The 15,256-nt window shown below is 57.9% G+C and carries 13 protein-coding genes; 7 read left to right on the forward strand and 6 right to left on the reverse strand.

Annotation, left to right across the window (positions count from 1 at the left end):
• Positions 1-12: 12 nt before the first annotated feature.
• Both KVG91_RS06335 and acs read right to left on the reverse strand, forming a co-directional pair.
• Entirely contained in the window at positions 13-798 is a 786-nt protein-coding gene (locus KVG91_RS06335; RefSeq protein WP_169377319.1) for an ABC transporter substrate-binding protein, read from the reverse strand.
• Between the two features lie 891 nt (positions 799-1,689).
• On the reverse strand, positions 1,690-3,645 hold the full coding sequence (acs, locus tag KVG91_RS06340; protein ID WP_169375320.1) for an acetate--CoA ligase: 1,956 nt from the start codon (positions 3,643-3,645) through the stop codon (positions 1,690-1,692).
• Between the two features lie 397 nt (positions 3,646-4,042).
• Here acs and KVG91_RS06345 point away from each other — a divergent pair, with 397 nt between their 5' ends.
• A complete protein-coding gene (locus KVG91_RS06345) occupies positions 4,043-4,312 on the forward strand; it encodes a DUF2790 domain-containing protein (RefSeq protein ID WP_169375319.1) in 270 nt (89 codons plus the stop codon).
• 192 nt (positions 4,313-4,504) lie between these two features.
• Here the strand turns inward: KVG91_RS06345 and KVG91_RS06350 are convergent, their stop codons facing one another.
• Both KVG91_RS06350 and vapB read right to left on the reverse strand, forming a co-directional pair.
• Positions 4,505-4,918 (reverse strand): type II toxin-antitoxin system VapC family toxin, encoded by a 414-nt coding sequence (locus KVG91_RS06350; RefSeq protein WP_169375318.1) that lies wholly within the window; start codon positions 4,916-4,918, stop codon positions 4,505-4,507.
• Positions 4,915-5,145, reverse strand: a complete 231-nt coding sequence (vapB, locus tag KVG91_RS06355) for a type II toxin-antitoxin system VapB family antitoxin (RefSeq protein WP_169375317.1) — start codon at positions 5,143-5,145, stop codon at positions 4,915-4,917. Before vapB ends, KVG91_RS06350 begins: the two co-directional genes overlap by 4 nt.
• A 477-nt stretch (positions 5,146-5,622) precedes the next feature.
• Here vapB and KVG91_RS06360 point away from each other — a divergent pair, with 477 nt between their 5' ends.
• The 4 genes from KVG91_RS06360 to KVG91_RS06375 all read left to right on the forward strand — a co-directional run bounded on the left by KVG91_RS06360 (position 5,623) and on the right by KVG91_RS06375 (position 9,302).
• A complete protein-coding gene (locus KVG91_RS06360) occupies positions 5,623-6,873 on the forward strand; it encodes a ribonucleotide-diphosphate reductase subunit beta (protein WP_217894879.1) in 1,251 nt (416 codons plus the stop codon).
• A 317-nt stretch (positions 6,874-7,190) separates the two neighbouring features.
• Positions 7,191-7,769 carry a BRO-N domain-containing protein gene (locus KVG91_RS06365; protein ID WP_169377842.1) on the forward strand — a complete coding sequence of 193 codons (579 nt, stop codon included), beginning with the start codon at positions 7,191-7,193 and terminating at the stop codon, positions 7,767-7,769.
• Between the two features lie 99 nt (positions 7,770-7,868).
• The gene (locus KVG91_RS06370; protein WP_169377843.1) at positions 7,869-8,582 is read left to right on the forward strand and encodes an HNH endonuclease; all 714 of its coding nucleotides are present in this window, start codon (positions 7,869-7,871) and stop codon (positions 8,580-8,582) included.
• 72 nt (positions 8,583-8,654) lie between these two features.
• Positions 8,655-9,302, forward strand: a complete 648-nt coding sequence (locus tag KVG91_RS06375; RefSeq protein WP_124360550.1) for an HAD-IB family hydrolase — start codon at positions 8,655-8,657, stop codon at positions 9,300-9,302.
• A gap of 585 nt (positions 9,303-9,887) precedes the next feature.
• Here KVG91_RS06375 and KVG91_RS06380 read toward each other — a convergent pair.
• Both KVG91_RS06380 and KVG91_RS06385 read right to left on the reverse strand, forming a co-directional pair.
• Positions 9,888-11,432, reverse strand: a complete 1,545-nt coding sequence (locus KVG91_RS06380) for a Fic family protein (protein ID WP_169377844.1) — start codon at positions 11,430-11,432, stop codon at positions 9,888-9,890.
• 247 nt (positions 11,433-11,679) lie between these two features.
• The gene (locus KVG91_RS06385; protein WP_169377845.1) at positions 11,680-12,639 is read right to left on the reverse strand and encodes a LysR family transcriptional regulator; all 960 of its coding nucleotides are present in this window, start codon (positions 12,637-12,639) and stop codon (positions 11,680-11,682) included.
• A 194-nt stretch (positions 12,640-12,833) separates the two neighbouring features.
• Between KVG91_RS06385 and argH the strand changes: the two genes are divergently transcribed.
• A complete protein-coding gene (gene argH, locus KVG91_RS06390; RefSeq protein WP_169377846.1) occupies positions 12,834-14,261 on the forward strand; it encodes an argininosuccinate lyase in 1,428 nt (475 codons plus the stop codon).
• A 106-nt stretch (positions 14,262-14,367) separates the two neighbouring features.
• Entirely contained in the window at positions 14,368-15,246 is an 879-nt protein-coding gene (locus tag KVG91_RS06395) for an amino acid ABC transporter permease (protein WP_169377847.1), read from the forward strand.
• Positions 15,247-15,256: the final 10 nt, after the last annotated feature.

Genomic DNA, 15,256 nt, shown 5'->3' on the forward strand with positions numbered 1-15,256 from the left:
AGCTGCGACGGTTTACTTGGCGTCAGCGCCGTAAATGTCGAAGTTGAAGTACTTGTCCTGGATCGTTTTGTACTTGCCGTTGGCACGGATCGCCGCGATGGCCGCGTTGATGCGCTCCAGGTTTTCCTTGTCGCCCTTGCGTACCGCGATGCCTATGCCGTCGCCGAAGTACTTGGCGTCGGTGAAGGCCGGGCCGGTGAACGCGTAGCCTTTGCCGGCCGGGGTGTCGAGGAAACCTTCCTGCAGCAGGGTGGCGTCAGCCACGGTGCCGTCGAGGCGACCTGCTTCCACGTCCAGGTAGATTTCGTTCTGCGAGCTGTAAGGCACGACGGTGGCGCCTTTGGGGGCCAGGACTTCCTTGGCGAAACGGTCATGGATCGAACCGCGCTGCACGCCGATTTTCTTGCCTTTCAACTCATCCAGGTTGTCGCTGACCGTCGTGCCTTCCTTCATCACCAGGCGCGCCGGGGTCAGGTAGTAGCGGTTGGTGAAGTCCACGGACTTCTTGCGGTCGTCGGTAATGGACATGGACGACAGGATCGCATCGATCTTGCGCACTTTGAGCGCCGGGATCAGGCCGTCGAATTCCTGCTCGACCCAGGTGCACTTGACCTTCATCTCTTCGCACAGCGCATTGCCGATATCGTAGTCAAAACCGACGATGCTGCCGTCCGGCGCCTTCGAGGCAAACGGAGGGTAGGCTGCTTCGATACCAATTTTCAGCGGCTTGCCTTCGGCAAAAGCCTGCATGGACAGCACGGACAGCGCCAGGGCGCCCAACAGCACAAGTTTCTTCATCTTGGGACTCCATCGGTATAGGGCAAAACAGCAGTATGAGCCATGGCCCACGATGCGGCGAAGGTGAAACCGAATAGCAGTGCTGCGTCCCACACCAGATCAAGCCTGGAGACGACGAGCGAGTGATCGGCATTCTAACGACAGGCCGGAAGCCGATATTTCCTCAATGCGACAACAATTTACAGATGCACCGAGAAAGCCGTTCCAGCTCATTGACAGCCTCTGGATTTTATGCAGAGACAAAAGACATTCAACCTGTAGATGCTGCAAATTGCGGGCCTATTATTCGCAAAGCCTTCTGGGACGGCAAGTGGGGTGTTTAATCTTATTTCCGGGAGTGTCTGAAACGTAGCTTTTAGCGGCGTTGGCGTAGCACATTGCCTCATGTTTGGGCGCGGGGTTACACATTTGGCCAAGGCGGTAACGTTCAGAAACTTCCAGCGAGAGAAACCGATATTTATTCGGCTGGTGGTTGTTCCACCGATGCTCGCCATGAAATGCAACCAAATCTGTGGGAGCTGGCTTGCCTGCGATAGCGGCGGGTCAGTCAGCCGGTCTGTGACTGATACACCGCCATCGCAGCATAGGTATCTACACATTTCTGTAGTGAGCGGGCTTGTCCCGCGCCGGGCTGCGATGAAGCGGCCCCAAACCAGGCGAATTGCGTTTATCTGAAACTGCGCGGTGTCTTTATTGGGGCGGCTTCGCCACCCAGCGCGGGACAAGCCCGCTCACTACAAGGAGATTTGTCAGCCTCTGAAAATTGTGTAGAAATCTCTGGCCATCGCAGGCAAGCCAGCTCCCACATTTTGATCTGCACCGGTTTCGACATCCCGCAAAAAAGCCCCACCCGGCTCACGCCGAATAGGGCTTTTTCCCACCTACCCCGCCTTACGCGACGTTCATGGTCTTGTGCGTCTCAATCAGATGCGCCACCACACCCGGATCGGCCAGGGTGGAGATATCCCCCAGCCCGTCGTACTCAGCCGTGGCGATCTTGCGCAAAATGCGCCGCATGATTTTCCCCGAGCGCGTCTTCGGCAAGCCCGGCGCCCACTGGATCACGTCCGGCGAAGCAATCGGCCCGATCTCCTTACGCACCCAGTTTTTCAACTCCAGGCGCAGTTGTTCGCTGGGCTCTTCGCCGCCGATCAAAGTGACGTAGACATAAATGCCCTGCCCCTTGATGTCGTGCGGTACACCCACCACCGCCGCCTCGGCGACTTTCGGGTGGGCGACCATGGCGCTTTCGATCTCGGCGGTGCCCATGCGGTGGCCGGACACGTTGAGCACGTCATCCACGCGCCCGGTGATCCAGTAGTAACCGTCTTCGTCACGCCGTGCACCGTCACCGGTGAAGTACATGCCACGGAAGGTCTTAAAGTAGGTATCCACAAAACGGTCATGGTCGCCAAACAGCGTACGCGCCTGGCCCGGCCACGAATCGAGGATCACCAGGTTGCCTTCGGCCGCGCCTTCGATCAGGTTGCCCAGGTTGTCCACCAGCGCCGGCACCACGCCAAAGAACGGCCGCGCCGCCGAACCCGGCTTGAGCGCATGGGCGCCCGGCAGCGGGCTCATCATGTTGCCGCCGGTTTCGGTCTGCCACCAGGTGTCGACAATCGGGCAACGGGATTGGCCGACGTTCTTGTAGTACCAATCCCAGGCTTCCGGGTTGATCGGCTCGCCCACCGAACCCAGCAGGCGCAGGCTGCTGCCGTCAGCGCCTTCGCAGGCGGCGGTGCCCGACGCCATCATCGCGCGGATCGCGGTCGGCGCGGTGTAGAGGACGTTGACCTTGTGCTTGTCGACGATCTTCGCCACCCGGGTGATATCCGGGTAGTTCGGCACGCCTTCGAACAGCAGGGTGGTCGCGCCATTCGCCAGCGGGCCATAGACGATATAAGTGTGGCCGGTGACCCAGCCGACGTCGGCGGTGCACCAGTAGATCTCGCCCGGGCGGTAGTCGAACACACGCTCATGGGTCAGCGCGGCATACAGCAGGTAGCCGCCAGTGGTGTGCTGCACGCCTTTAGGCTTGCCGGTGGAACCGGAGGTATAGAGGATGAACAGCGCTTCTTCGGCGCCCATCTCTTTGGGCGCGCACACGGTGCCCGCCACTTTCATCAGGTCTTCGTACCAGATGTCGCGGTGCTGGTTCCACTTGATCTGGCCATTGGTGCGCTTGCACACGATGACCTTCTGGATGCTGCTGGTTTCCGGGTTGGTCAGCGCGTCGTCGACGTTGGCCTTGAGCGGAATCTTCTTACCGGCGCGGATGCCTTCGTCGGCAGTGATCACTACCTTCGACTTACAGTCGATGATGCGACCGGCCAGGGCTTCCGGCGAGAAACCACCGAACACCACCGAATGAATCGCACCGATGCGGGTACAGGCCAGCATGGCGACCACGGCTTCGGGGATCATCGGCATATAGATAGTCACCACGTCGCCGCGGTGCACATCCTGGCCACGCAGGGCGTTGGCGAACTTGCAGACCTGTTCATGCAGCTCGCGGTAGGTGATGTTGCGGCTCTCGGCAGGGTCATCGCCCTCCCAGATAATCGCTATCTGGTCGCCACGCTCGGCGAGGTGACGGTCCAGGCAGTTGTAGGAAACGTTCAAGGTGCCATCGGCGAACCACTTGATGTCGACATGGTGATCGTCGAACGAGGTCTGCTTCACCGTGGTGAAAGGCTTGATCCAGTCGAGACGCTTGGCTTGCTCGCGCCAGAAACCATCGGGGTTGACCACCGACTGCTGGTACATCGCCTTGTAGGTCGCCTCGTCGGTCAGCGTGTTGGCTGCTACTTCGGGGCGGACGGGGTACAGGGAAGCCGCACTCATCTTTCTTACCTCGGTGACAATAGTTGTTGTTGTATGGCCCCTGTTGTAGCCGGGGTGGGCCTATAGAACCATTCGACGATGGTAGTAACAAGACCCTACAAATTGCCCTGCCATGCCAGAACACCGCTCTGGCCCGCGGCCTGTGGCGCTTTGCCGGCGGGTGAAAAAACCTTCATCGGCCGATTGTTACAAAAACCGCCAAAAGTGTTTATCAAAACCACGGGTATATGAATATAACCCAGGCGCCTAAAATCAACTCCGCCACCAAGGCACTGTGATTAACACCGTAACAGCCCCCACGAAGGCAACGTTAATCCGAACTTCCCAACTCAAGTTACACACGTGGCCTCACAAGGGCCCCGTGACCCCTTTCGCCTAAAAGAAGGTAAATAGAGAAATGAAAGTTTTAGTCGTTTTGGCCCTCAGCAGCCTGTGCGCCACCGCCGCCCTGGCCGACGAGGCCCCGACCGAACTGGCCGACCGCAACGCGCCGATTGTCGAGGACTACACCTACAGCACCCACCTAGACGTCGCCAAAGTACTGTCCATGAGTGACATTCCGCAAGTGTGCGAAGTTGTACCAGTGAAGATGGAATATGAAGATTCGCAAGGTCAGCGTCATATTCTTAATTATCATGTGATGGGCAATGGTTGCTCTAACGGGTAAGAACTTCGCTATTTAGCTTGAACCCGGATCTTGGTCGCCGCAGGAAATCGTTCCTGCGGCCAAGAACCCACTCGACCGCCACGCGGATCAAACTGGGTAGCTGGCCTGTCGACCACTTTCTGACACCCCGCCATTCAAATGTGGGAGCTGGCTTGCCTGCGAAGGCGATTTCAGCCATACCGTTCGCTCCTGTTAGTGAACCCAATCCTCGTAAGACAACCCCGATACGCGACTGAACTCCCGAATGTTGTTGGTCACCAACGTACACCCCGAAGCAATTGCATGCCCTGCAATCGCAGTATCATTTTGGCCGATGATCGACCCTTGCTCGGTTAGGCTTCGTTTTACTTCAACCGTCGCGTCCACCGCCGCCACGCCCCACGGCAACACTTCATCGAGTCGCTTCACAAACTCATCGACTAAGGTCTTGTGTTTAGGCGATGCCTTTTTCCCATTCTGTCCATATCGCATCTCGGCATAAGTAATAGCCGAAATCACGATTCGATTGCTCCTCGCAACCTCCGATGCCAGTCGCTCAAGCACACACTCGGGCCGCTCACGCATGATGAACGAGCAAATGCAGGTATCCAGCATGTATGTCGTCACAGATTGAACCTGCCTTCATCGCCAACAACGTCCTGACGCTCCTGAAGAAAATCTTCGTCCGCCTTGGGCAACTCACTCAGCGAGCCCCAGCTAGGCCGGACAGGTCGCAATGTGATCGTATCTCCATTGCGGATGATTTCGAGCTCGCCGACTCCCTCGTAGGCCATGTCGTTTGGAAATCGAATAGCCTGATTCTTTCCGTTTTTAAAAATTGAGACTGTGCGCATGATTCAACTCCTACCTATGCCTGACATATGCAATGTAGGGATACGTCGAAACCTATGCAAGGCATATGGCAATTTGCCGACGATTGGACATGTGTGCCAGTTGCTAAAAAAACCTGCGGCAGCAACACCCCGTAAACTCTCACTCCGGCTCAAAAAGCACCTTTTTGTCTCCGGTCCGTGACCATCCGCCACAACACAAAGCCGAATTTTTCCCTATAATGCGCGGGTAAATCGGGCCTGCAATATCCCTTTACACAGGGACGAAGAGCCAGACCTGAGGCCCGCCGGAGCCTGCACCACCCGCTCCGCCCCTCAAGCCTCATGCAGTACCCGTTACCCCATTACGTTTATTTGCCTGCGCGAGCTGCTGCAACAAACGATTCCTTAAGATCCACCGCGGCCCTGGGGCCGTGTGAACACCCAACCATCCGGTTTCACACGGGCACCTTTGAGCCCTCACGCAGGAGACGACACGTCATGCTGAGCTGGGACGAATTCGACAAAGAAGAAGAAGGCGAAGTAGCCACCAAAGGCGCCAACGCCGGCCACGCCACCGAAGCCAACATGGACCGCCTCGACGGAGCCGGCGCCGCTGCCGCCATCGAAGCGCGCGCCGTCACCGCCAGTGACTCCGCCGCCATCGCGCGCGCCAAGGCCGAGCTGGACAAACTCGACGTCGCCGAAGGCCTCGCCGAACTCGAAGGCGCCTCCGCCCGCGTTGCCGTTGACGAAAAGCGCATGATCAACTGCCGCGCCGACCTCAACCAACTCGTACCCTTCAAATACGACTGGGCCTGGCAGAAATACCTCGACGGCTGCGCCAACCACTGGATGCCGCAGGAGGTCAACATGACCGCCGACATCGCCCTGTGGAAAGACCCCGAAGGCCTGACCGACGACGAACGCCGCATCGTCATGCGCAACCTCGGCTTCTTCTCCACCGCCGACTCGCTGGTCGCCAACAACCTGGTGCTGGCCGTGTATCGCCTTATCACCAACCCGGAGTGCCGCCAGTACATCCTGCGCCAGGCCTTCGAAGAAGCGATCCACACCCACGCTTATCAGTACTGCATCGAATCCCTGGCCATGGATGAAGGCGAGATCTTCAACATGTACCACGAGATTCCGTCGGTCGCTAAAAAAGCCGCCTGGGGCCTGAAGTACACCCGCTCGATCTCCGATCCGAAGTTCGAAACCGGCACCGTCGACACCGACAAAGAACTGCTGCGCAACCTGGTCGCCTACTACTGCGTGCTGGAAGGCATCTTCTTCTACTGCGGCTTCACCCAGATCCTGTCCATGGGCCGCCGCAACAAAATGACCGGCGTGGCCGAGCAGTTCCAGTACATCCTGCGCGATGAGTCGATGCACCTGAACTTCGGGATTGATGTGATCAACCAGATCAAGATCGAAAACCCGCATTTGTGGGATGCCGAGATGAAGGAAGAAGCGACCCAGATGATTCTGCAGGGGACGCAGCTGGAGATTGAATATGCTCGCGATACCATGCCGCGTGGGGTGCTGGGGATGAATGCGGCGATGATGGAGGACTACCTCAAGTTCATCGCGAATCGTCGGTTGTCGCAGATTGGTCTTAAAGAAGAGTATCCAGGGACGACTAACCCGTTCCCGTGGATGAGTGAGATCATGGATTTGAAGAAAGAGAAGAATTTCTTTGAGACTCGGGTGATTGAGTATCAGACGGGTGGGGCGTTGAGCTGGGATTAATTCCTACGGCAAGTAACACTAAAAAGCCCTGACTTGTTCAGGGTTTTTTTATGCACGCTGAATTGAATAGGACCCTTCCCACAAGACGATCATCCATGGAACGATTGATGCGAGTTTCGATGTTATTTAGGCTCATCCGCCGGTGCCTAAGAAACGCCCAACGTAGAAGCAAGCCTTAATCACACAGCAAAAATCCCGCTCGACATCAGTCATGCGGAATTAATGCTGCAATAAGGCTTTAGTCGGTTGGAGTTTCTTAAAACCGTACTCTCTACGTTGGGTCTGGCCCTTCAAAAATCACGTAGAGGTCATAGGGAATGTCCAATCACCATTTATTCAACTCGCCGTCGACCCAAGAAGCAGCGGCATCTGAACCTTTTATCGCCGTCGTCTTCACTCGTCACAGTCTCCATTTACATACTCTTCTTCTGGAAAACCAACCCTGGTTCTGCGCCCGCGATCTTGGGCGCTTGATGGGCTGGTATCTAGATGAACGAACAACTCGAAAGCTCGATGAAGACCAGCGAAGAACGATAACCCTGCTGTTCCACGGTCAACCGGAAGAAATGCTGATGATCAGCGAATCCGGCGCGTACGCGCTGCTGGTCTATCACTACACACCGGAGAATCGCCTGTTACGCAGCTGGCTCACTCACGAAGTGGTTCCAACATTGCGAGATGAGCGCCAGCCACGAACGGTAGAGAGACCGTTGTTGAGCATGCTGGATTGGCCGGAGATGTCTTTGAACTTGCTGCATTGGCAGGACGAAGGCTGGATTAGGCTGCGGGATATGCCTTACCTGTTGGTGAACCGGACCCATCGGCTACGGCTCTCAAAAACGCCGTGGTGGCGTAAGCTCATGCAACCTTTCCGAATCAAGCAGCGAATTTGCTGACGAAGAAGACCGCCGACTCCGACCGACTCGTAGGAAATTTCGTAGACGCAATAACGACCACTCAGTATCGTCCGAGGGTTTTCTATCCTCGGCGGCTGCATGGACATTACGAAAGACAAAACGGACTGGAGCGACGCGGAGCTGGCAGCGGCGGTTGAGGCTTACCTAAAGATGCGGGCCTGGGAAAAGAGCGGCCAACCTTTCAACAAAGCCCTCGAAAACCGACTTCTGCGTGAAGGCCCGGTGGCAGGCCGTGCGAAGGGCTCCATTGAATTTCGCATGCAAAATATTTCCACCGTGCTGGTCCGTATGGGCTGGGACCGCATCGAGGGTTATAAGCCCGCCAAGAACGTAGGCCCCGGCGTAGAACAACGCATCCGCCACGCCCTCGCCGCACAAGGCGTATTCGAATCCGAAGACGCCGCCCAAACCGCCGATGAGCAAACGCTTATCCGCCGCGCGTCCAAACTGCAGCAGCAAACCTTCTCAAAACTACCGGACGGCATTGCCCAACCGCAGAGAGTATCCACTCTCAGCACAGCTTTCGTTCGCGATCCAAAAGTACGCGCCTGGGTATTAAAAGAAGCCAACGGCATCTGCGAAGGCTGCGGTTCAAACGCGCCGTTCGAGGTCGACGGTTTGCCATTTCTTGAAGTACATCACGTCAAGCACCTGGCCCAGAAGGGTTCGGATCGCATCACCAATGCTGTAGCCTTGTGCCCCAATTGCCATCAGCGTTGTCACCGGTCGAGTGATCGGGTGGCTTTCACCGAAGGGCTTTACGCCAAGATCGGAAGATTGGCACGGGAGTAGACTCCCGCTGTCACACCTGATGCATATTCAAAAAATACTAGATAGGACCGAGGCCAACCCGTGAACCCAGACATGCTCGAAGCCGGCCCCGTTGACGCCAAAGTACTTTCCGTCTTTGACTTCGACGGCACCCTCACCCACCACGACAGTTTCGTGCCCTTCCTCAAGTTTGCCTTTGGCACTGGCGCGTTTTACGGCCGGATGGTGAAGCTGGCGGTGCCGGGGCTGCGTTTTTTGGTGCGGCAGATCAGCCGGGATGAGTTGAAGGCGCAGTTGATCCGCACCTTTATGACCGGGGTGGAGAAGGCGTGGGTGCAGCAGAAGGCCGAGGAATATTGCCAGCGCAATTGGGCGCGGTTGATGCGCCCGGCGGGCGTGTTGTCGGTGGAGCAGGAGTTGGGTTCGGGGGCGGTGGTGACGCTGTGTTCGGCGTCGCCGGCGTTGGTGTTGCAGCCGTTTGCCGATCGGCTCGGGATCCGCTTGATCGGAACTGAGCTTGAAGTGGTGGACGGGGTGTTGACCGGTAAGCTCACGGGGAATAATTGCCGCTGTGAGAACAAGGTGCTGCGGCTCGAGGCGGTGTATGGGGACCTGGGGGAGTATCGGCTCCGGGCCTGGGGCGATACGCGCGGGGATCGGGAGTTGCTGGCGGCGGCGCAGGATGCGCATTTTCGGCATTTTCATGCGAAGAAGAAAAGGCGGGCTCGGTTGCAGCGGTGATGTGGGGCATAGGGATCGGCTGGAGCACCGAGGCGATCCCATCGCTGCCTCGCTGGGGCTCGAGAGCTCCCACCGTTGAGCGATTCAGGCTTGAGTGTCGCGCACTAGCATGGGGTGCTTGGGGTTGAGCGATTAAACCAGGCTACCTCAATGCCTTTTGATAAAGCCCACTCTTAAAAAATTGGGCTCTTCTGCGAACGGTACCAGTCGATATCGAATTCGAGACTTACGAGCGTTTCTATAGCCTTCAGCCGCTGCTGGATCACCTGCCTTAATTCCAGATCATCCAATCGGTCATCCTCAGACATAAATCGTCAGAAACTGATTCGCCATTGAGGAAGTAGCTGTCCCAAGGGTTTTCTGCTGGGGTGCTGTTTTTTGTTTGAGTCATGGCATCCCTCCTATGAGTTGGCTGTAGACGATACAAGTCAGTTAGCCTGCTGCCTAGGTGGAAAATGTATCGATGCGGATGGCAGGTTCAGAGAAACACCGAGTCGATCCCTTCGCAGCCTCGCTGGGGCTCGACAGCTCCCACATTTGATCGGTGTGAGGCTGGGTTGAATCGTCAAATGGGCCTGGGCCCGATCATTCGTCGCCGCTATCCGACTCTCGTTCTTCAAACGCAGATCGCACTGCTTCCACAACCCGTTCGGCCAAGGGAGCGGCGTCCAGCTGCGGATAGGCTTTCTTCAATTTCACCGATACCTGCCAGCCATTTTCCTTGAGAGAGCGAATGACGCGGTTTGCGTCCTGGTCCGGCATTTCCAGCACTTCCTTGAGCCGCTCCTGGGCGCGCTGAAAAATGATCAACGCACGCGCTTCATCGGCCATTTCTGTACGAACCGTATGCGCCACAACCTGTGCCGTATACAGGACGTGCTCGGTCAAGTCGGGATAGCGCCACGCGAATTGCGCGTCCTCGTAATCGTCGAAGACCAGGTTGCTGCGGGTGCCATCCTCGTAGACGGCAAGTTCGCCAAACCGATAGGACGCGGCGTAGCGTTGTATGAATGGCCGCGAAAACACTTCGAGTGTCCGATCATAACGCGCCCGGAAATCAAGCGAACTGGTGATCGTGGCGGATACCGGCAGGATCACGCCATCCGGCACCGCCTTATCACGGATCAACGTATCGTTGATCAGAAAGCGATGGATCCGACCATTGCCGTCCCGCATGGGGTGGATATACACAAAAGCGAAAGCGATTGCCGCTGCCCGCGCCAACGGCTCGGCTCCCCGCGTGGCCAACTCGAATGCTTTCAAACCGTCGAGCAGTTGCGTCAGCCCCTCGAATGGCGGCGCAATGTAGTGCACGATGTCTTCGCGCATCGTCGCCTGCCCCACGAAGACCGGCGAGCGGCGCAAGCCCAACCCGAGCGCGTCCTCACCCAGGATGCCGGCTTGCAGCCTGTGCAGGGTTTCGTTGCTCAACGGATCCTCGATATGGCCACAGTACTTGGCGATCACGTGGGCAAACCGCTGGATCCTGTCGGCTTTGTCTGCTTCTCTCTCGATCAGAAAGCTGGCACGCGACTCTTTGAACGTCAGCCAACTGGCCGTACGCATCAGGATATCGGGGCCAAAGGTTTGGTTCAGCTCGCGCAGTGCCGCGCCGAGATCAAACTGCAGCGCTTCTTGCACGGCTTCAGTACGACGGACCAGAGGGCAGAACGCTGGCACACCGGGAAGGTTATCGTTAATGCGCCAGCGCCGTATCCGCAGTGGCTCAACGCGGGTCAGGTAATGCTGGGCCGAAACAGCATCGACATAGCCGCCATTGGCGACATCGGGCACATCAAGATGCCTTCCGGTCAGCCACTCGTACAGGAATCCGGTACGGCGGGCGTATTGACCAAAGGGTGTTTTCCGACACCAGACTTCGACTGGCTCAGGGCCAGCGGCGGCAAACAGGCGCGCGAGGAATTCGAGGTGGATTTCTTCGTACTTGAGGCCAAACTCGAAATGCCCTGCAAAGTCGTCTGACGGTTGGTAGCTGACGGGATACTTGCGTTCAACCCGTCCATTGCTCTCGTGGCTCATGCGGGTAGTGCCAATCACCGATTCGACGCGTAGGGGCTGCGCAAGCGCGATACGGTAGCGGTCCGCGAGTACCTTGAAACCTACTTGCATTGTCGAATCCCCTAACGAGCGCTAAAAAACGATAACGATTGGGGGATAGTAGGCGAAAACGTTAATTTGGTGTTCACGAAAACGCTAATGCGCACTTATATTTGTTAACGAATCCACTTTTTTCGGTGAAAACGCTAACGACGCTTACAGATTCGATGCGGGTTTATGGGTTCAACAGGAAACCAAGGCGATGCCTTCGCAGCCTCGCTGGGGCTCGAGAGCTCCCATATTTGAATTGGGGTGGGGCTTAGATTGGGGCTTTCAGGTCTACGCCCAACGCCGTGGCGAAGGCTTTCACCATCGGGCTTCTTGGCGCGTTGTGGCGAAGGATCAGGTTGAACGCGGTGTTCAGGTGAACCTGCTCAGGGCACAGTGCGCGCAGGCGCCCTTCCCTTATCAACGGCGCGGCGTAGTGTTGCGGCAGAAAGCCCAGAAAGCGGCCGGTGAGGATCAGGATGGCGACGGCTTCGACCTGGGAAGCCGAGGCGGACTGGCTGTCGTGGTGGACGAAGTTGGGCTTGTCGCGGTGGATGGCGTAGCGATGGTTGACCACTTCGTATTGGCGCAGCACGTGCGGGGTGATGTCGCTCGCGGTGAACAGGGGATGTCCTACGGCGCAGTAGGCGTGGGCCTTTTCTTCGTACAGGGGGAAATAGTCGAATTCCTCGCGGCGTTGGTACACCGGGACGATGCCGACGATCAACCGGCCTTCGACGACGCCGCGTTCAATTTCGTCCAGTTGCGAGGCATGCAAGCGCAATCTAATTTTTGGCGATTCACTGTGCAGTTTTCCAAGCGCGGCAATTAGCGGGGAATTAACGTCCGAGACGGTGTTATCAATAACGCCCACACTAAGGTCGCCAATCAGTTCATTTTGCGCCGAACTAAGCTTGTCGCGAAAACTGTCCACCGAGGTAAATAACTCGATGGACGCTTGATACACCAACTTGCCTTCTTCGGTCAGCCCGAACCCTTCCCGGCCCCGCGTGCACAGGCGCATGCCGATGCGAATCTCGAGGTCGGAAATCTGTTTGCTGATGGCCGCCAGGCCCACATTCAGCTCGTTTTGCGCGGCACTGAAACCGCCGGCCTCGACCACGGCCATGAATACCCGCAGCAACTTGAAGTCCAGCCCGCTCAGTTGCAGCGGCGGTCTTGTGCCGGGTTTGGGTGGCAGGTTTCCAGAAGTGGAAAGTGGGGTTTCCATAATACGCGTTGACCTCAAGTGCCATATTCAACAGGCTTGAACCCAATCCTTGAATATAGCCAGGCGGCGATAATGAACATAAACATCCGCCCTTGGCAACCTTGAATACGGCGCGTCAGACGCTGGTTCTACCTCGATGATTTTTAGTGTTACTGCCTCCGACTCTTTTCTAAAAACAAGCGTGAGGAACACCCATGTCCCAGCCTACCGACCGCCTTTGGGGCGCTCGTTTCAAGACCGGTCCGTCTGCGGCATTGGCCGCTCTATCCCGCTGCCCTGAGCAGTATTTTCGCCTCACGCCCTACGATCTCGCCGGCTCGCGTGCCCACGCCCGTGAATTGCAGCGTGCCGGCTTGCTGGATGAGTCGGAGACCCTGCGCACGCTGGAAGCGCTGGACCGTATCGGTGATGACTTCGCCGCCGGCCGCCTGCATCCGACCCTGGATGACGAAGACGTACACACCTTTATCGAACGCGTATTGACCGAGCGCCTGGGCGCCCTGGGCGGCAAGTTGCGCGCCGGGCGTTCACGCAATGACCAGACGGCCAACGACCTGCGCCTGTTCCTGCGTGACCATGCGCGCACCATCACCACGCAGGTGTTGGGTTTGCAGCAGGCGCTGGTCGAGCAGGCTGAACAGCACGTGGAGAGCATCTGCCCAGGCTTTACCCATTTGCAGCAAGCGCAGCCGATTGTGTTCGCCCACCACTTGCTGGCCCATGCGCAGTCGATGCTGCGCGATGTGCAGCGCCTGGTGGATTGGGATGCGCGCACGGCGTTGTCGCCCTTGGGCGCGGCGGCGATGGCGGGTTCGGCGATTGCGCGCCAGCCGGAGTATTCGGCCAAGGAAATGGGCTACACCGGGCCGTGCGAAAACTCCATCGACGCGGTCGCCAGCCGTGACCATGTGGCGGAGTTCCTGTTTGTGGCGGGCATGCTCGGGGTGAATATTTCGCGGCTGTCGGAGGAATTTTGCCTGTGGTCGTCGCGCCAGTTTCGCTGGGTGGTGCTGGACGATGCCTACGCCACCGGCAGCTCGATCATGCCGCAGAAAAAGAACCCGGACATTGCCGAATTGGCGCGGGGCAAGGCTGGGCGTTTGATCGGTAATTTGACCGGGTTGATGTCGACGCTCAAGTCGTTGCCGCTGTCGTACAACCGCGACTTGAGTGAAGACAAGCACAGCGTGTTGGACAGCGTGGACACCTTGCTGCTGGTGTTGCCGGCGATGGCCGGGATGGTGGCGACCATGAAGGTGCAGGTCGACGAGCTGCGCCGGCAGGCGCCGATGGGCTTTACCTTGGCGACCGAGGTGGCGGATTGGTTGGCAACCCGAGGTGTGCCGTTCAAGGAAGCCCATGAGATCACCGGCGCTTTGGTGCAGGCCTGTGAGAAGCATGAGATTGAGTTGTGGGAAGCCTCGCCAGCGATGTTGGCTGAGGTGGATGCGCGGTTGCTGCCGCAGGTGCGCGATTGCTTGACCCTGGAGGCGGCGATTGCGGCGCGCAGTGGCTGGGGTGGGACGGCGCCGGAGCGGGTGAAGGAGCAGATTGGACGGTTGAAGGTGGCGTTGGCTGAGCAGCGCAAGTGGGCTGACAGCTATCAGGGGTTTCGGATTTGAGTCTGTGGACTTTGTGGTGTCTGGGCCGGCCTCTTCGCAGGCAAGCCAGCTCCCACATTTGCACCGCGTACACCCGTTAGAGCGTTAATAGTTTCGGAGAATCACCATGAACCAAACCCCGGCCGAGCGCTTGGAGATAGAGCGCAAGCTGTCCGAGAACCAGTTCGATATCACCCAGTACGAGCATGTGCCGCGGCGGTATTACGGGCGGATGTTCTTTGCCACGTTGATTGTGATTGCGTTGGCGGCGCTGTTGCGTGCGTTTGCCAATGGCCAGATCGAATGGTCCTACATCGGCCAGTTCCTCACGTCCGAGGCGATCCTGTGGGGTCTGGCCAATACCATCATCATGTCGATCCTGGCGATGGCGCTGGGCGTGGTGATCGGGGTGATCACGGCGATCATGCGCATGTCGGCCAACCCGATTCTGCGCTATGTGGCCATCACCTACACCTGGCTGTTTCGCGGCACGCCGCTGATTTTGCAGTTGCTGCTGTGGTTCAACCTGGCGTTGATCTTCCCGGTGATCGCGATTCCGGGCGTGTTCAGCATCGACACCGTCGACCTGATGACGCCGTTCGTGGCCGCCCTGCTCGGGCTGAGTATCAACCAGGGCGCGTACACCGCCGAGGTGGTGCGCGCCGGGCTGTTGTCGGTGGACACCGGCCAGTACGAAGCCGCCAAGTCGATCGGTATGCCGAGCCTGCAGGCGCTGCGTAGGATCATTCTGCCGCAGGCCATGCGCGTGATCATTCCGCCGGTAGGCAACGAGTTCATCAGCATGGTGAAAATGACCAGCCTGGCCAGCGTGATCCAGTACTCGGAGCTGCTGCACAACGCGCAAAACATTTACTACGCCAACGCGCGGGTCATGGAGCTGCTGATGGTGGCGGGCATCTGGTACCTGGCGGTGGTGACGGTTCTTTCATTTGGTCAAAGCCGCCTCGAGCGTCGTTTTGCCCGCGGCGCCGGCAAGCGTTCGTAAGTCTGGGTTG

The sequence above is a fragment of the Pseudomonas azadiae genome (assembly GCF_019145355.1).
Taxonomy (GTDB): domain Bacteria; phylum Pseudomonadota; class Gammaproteobacteria; order Pseudomonadales; family Pseudomonadaceae; genus Aquipseudomonas; species Aquipseudomonas azadiae.

What these genes read in the sequence shown, in the direction of transcription:
- KVG91_RS06380 (WP_169377844.1), bottom strand. Translation starts at nt 11,432, where the DNA reads ATGCAAGTAGGTTTCAAGGTACTCGCGGACCGCTACCGTATCGCGCTT.
- KVG91_RS06360 (WP_217894879.1), top strand. Translation starts at nt 5,623, where the DNA reads ATGCTGAGCTGGGACGAATTCGACAAAGAAGAAGAAGGCGAAGTAGCC.
- KVG91_RS06395 (WP_169377847.1), top strand. Translation starts at nt 14,368, where the DNA reads ATGAACCAAACCCCGGCCGAGCGCTTGGAGATAGAGCGCAAGCTGTCC.
- KVG91_RS06370 (WP_169377843.1), top strand. Translation starts at nt 7,869, where the DNA reads ATGGACATTACGAAAGACAAAACGGACTGGAGCGACGCGGAGCTGGCA.
- KVG91_RS06375 (WP_124360550.1), top strand. Translation starts at nt 8,655, where the DNA reads ATGCTCGAAGCCGGCCCCGTTGACGCCAAAGTACTTTCCGTCTTTGAC.
- KVG91_RS06365 (WP_169377842.1), top strand. Translation starts at nt 7,191, where the DNA reads ATGTCCAATCACCATTTATTCAACTCGCCGTCGACCCAAGAAGCAGCG.
- KVG91_RS06335 (WP_169377319.1), bottom strand. Translation starts at nt 798, where the DNA reads ATGAAGAAACTTGTGCTGTTGGGCGCCCTGGCGCTGTCCGTGCTGTCC.
- KVG91_RS06385 (WP_169377845.1), bottom strand. Translation starts at nt 12,639, where the DNA reads ATGGAAACCCCACTTTCCACTTCTGGAAACCTGCCACCCAAACCCGGC.
- acs (WP_169375320.1), bottom strand. Translation starts at nt 3,645, where the DNA reads ATGAGTGCGGCTTCCCTGTACCCCGTCCGCCCCGAAGTAGCAGCCAAC.
- KVG91_RS06345 (WP_169375319.1), top strand. Translation starts at nt 4,043, where the DNA reads ATGAAAGTTTTAGTCGTTTTGGCCCTCAGCAGCCTGTGCGCCACCGCC.
- argH (WP_169377846.1), top strand. Translation starts at nt 12,834, where the DNA reads ATGTCCCAGCCTACCGACCGCCTTTGGGGCGCTCGTTTCAAGACCGGT.
- vapB (WP_169375317.1), bottom strand. Translation starts at nt 5,145, where the DNA reads ATGCGCACAGTCTCAATTTTTAAAAACGGAAAGAATCAGGCTATTCGA.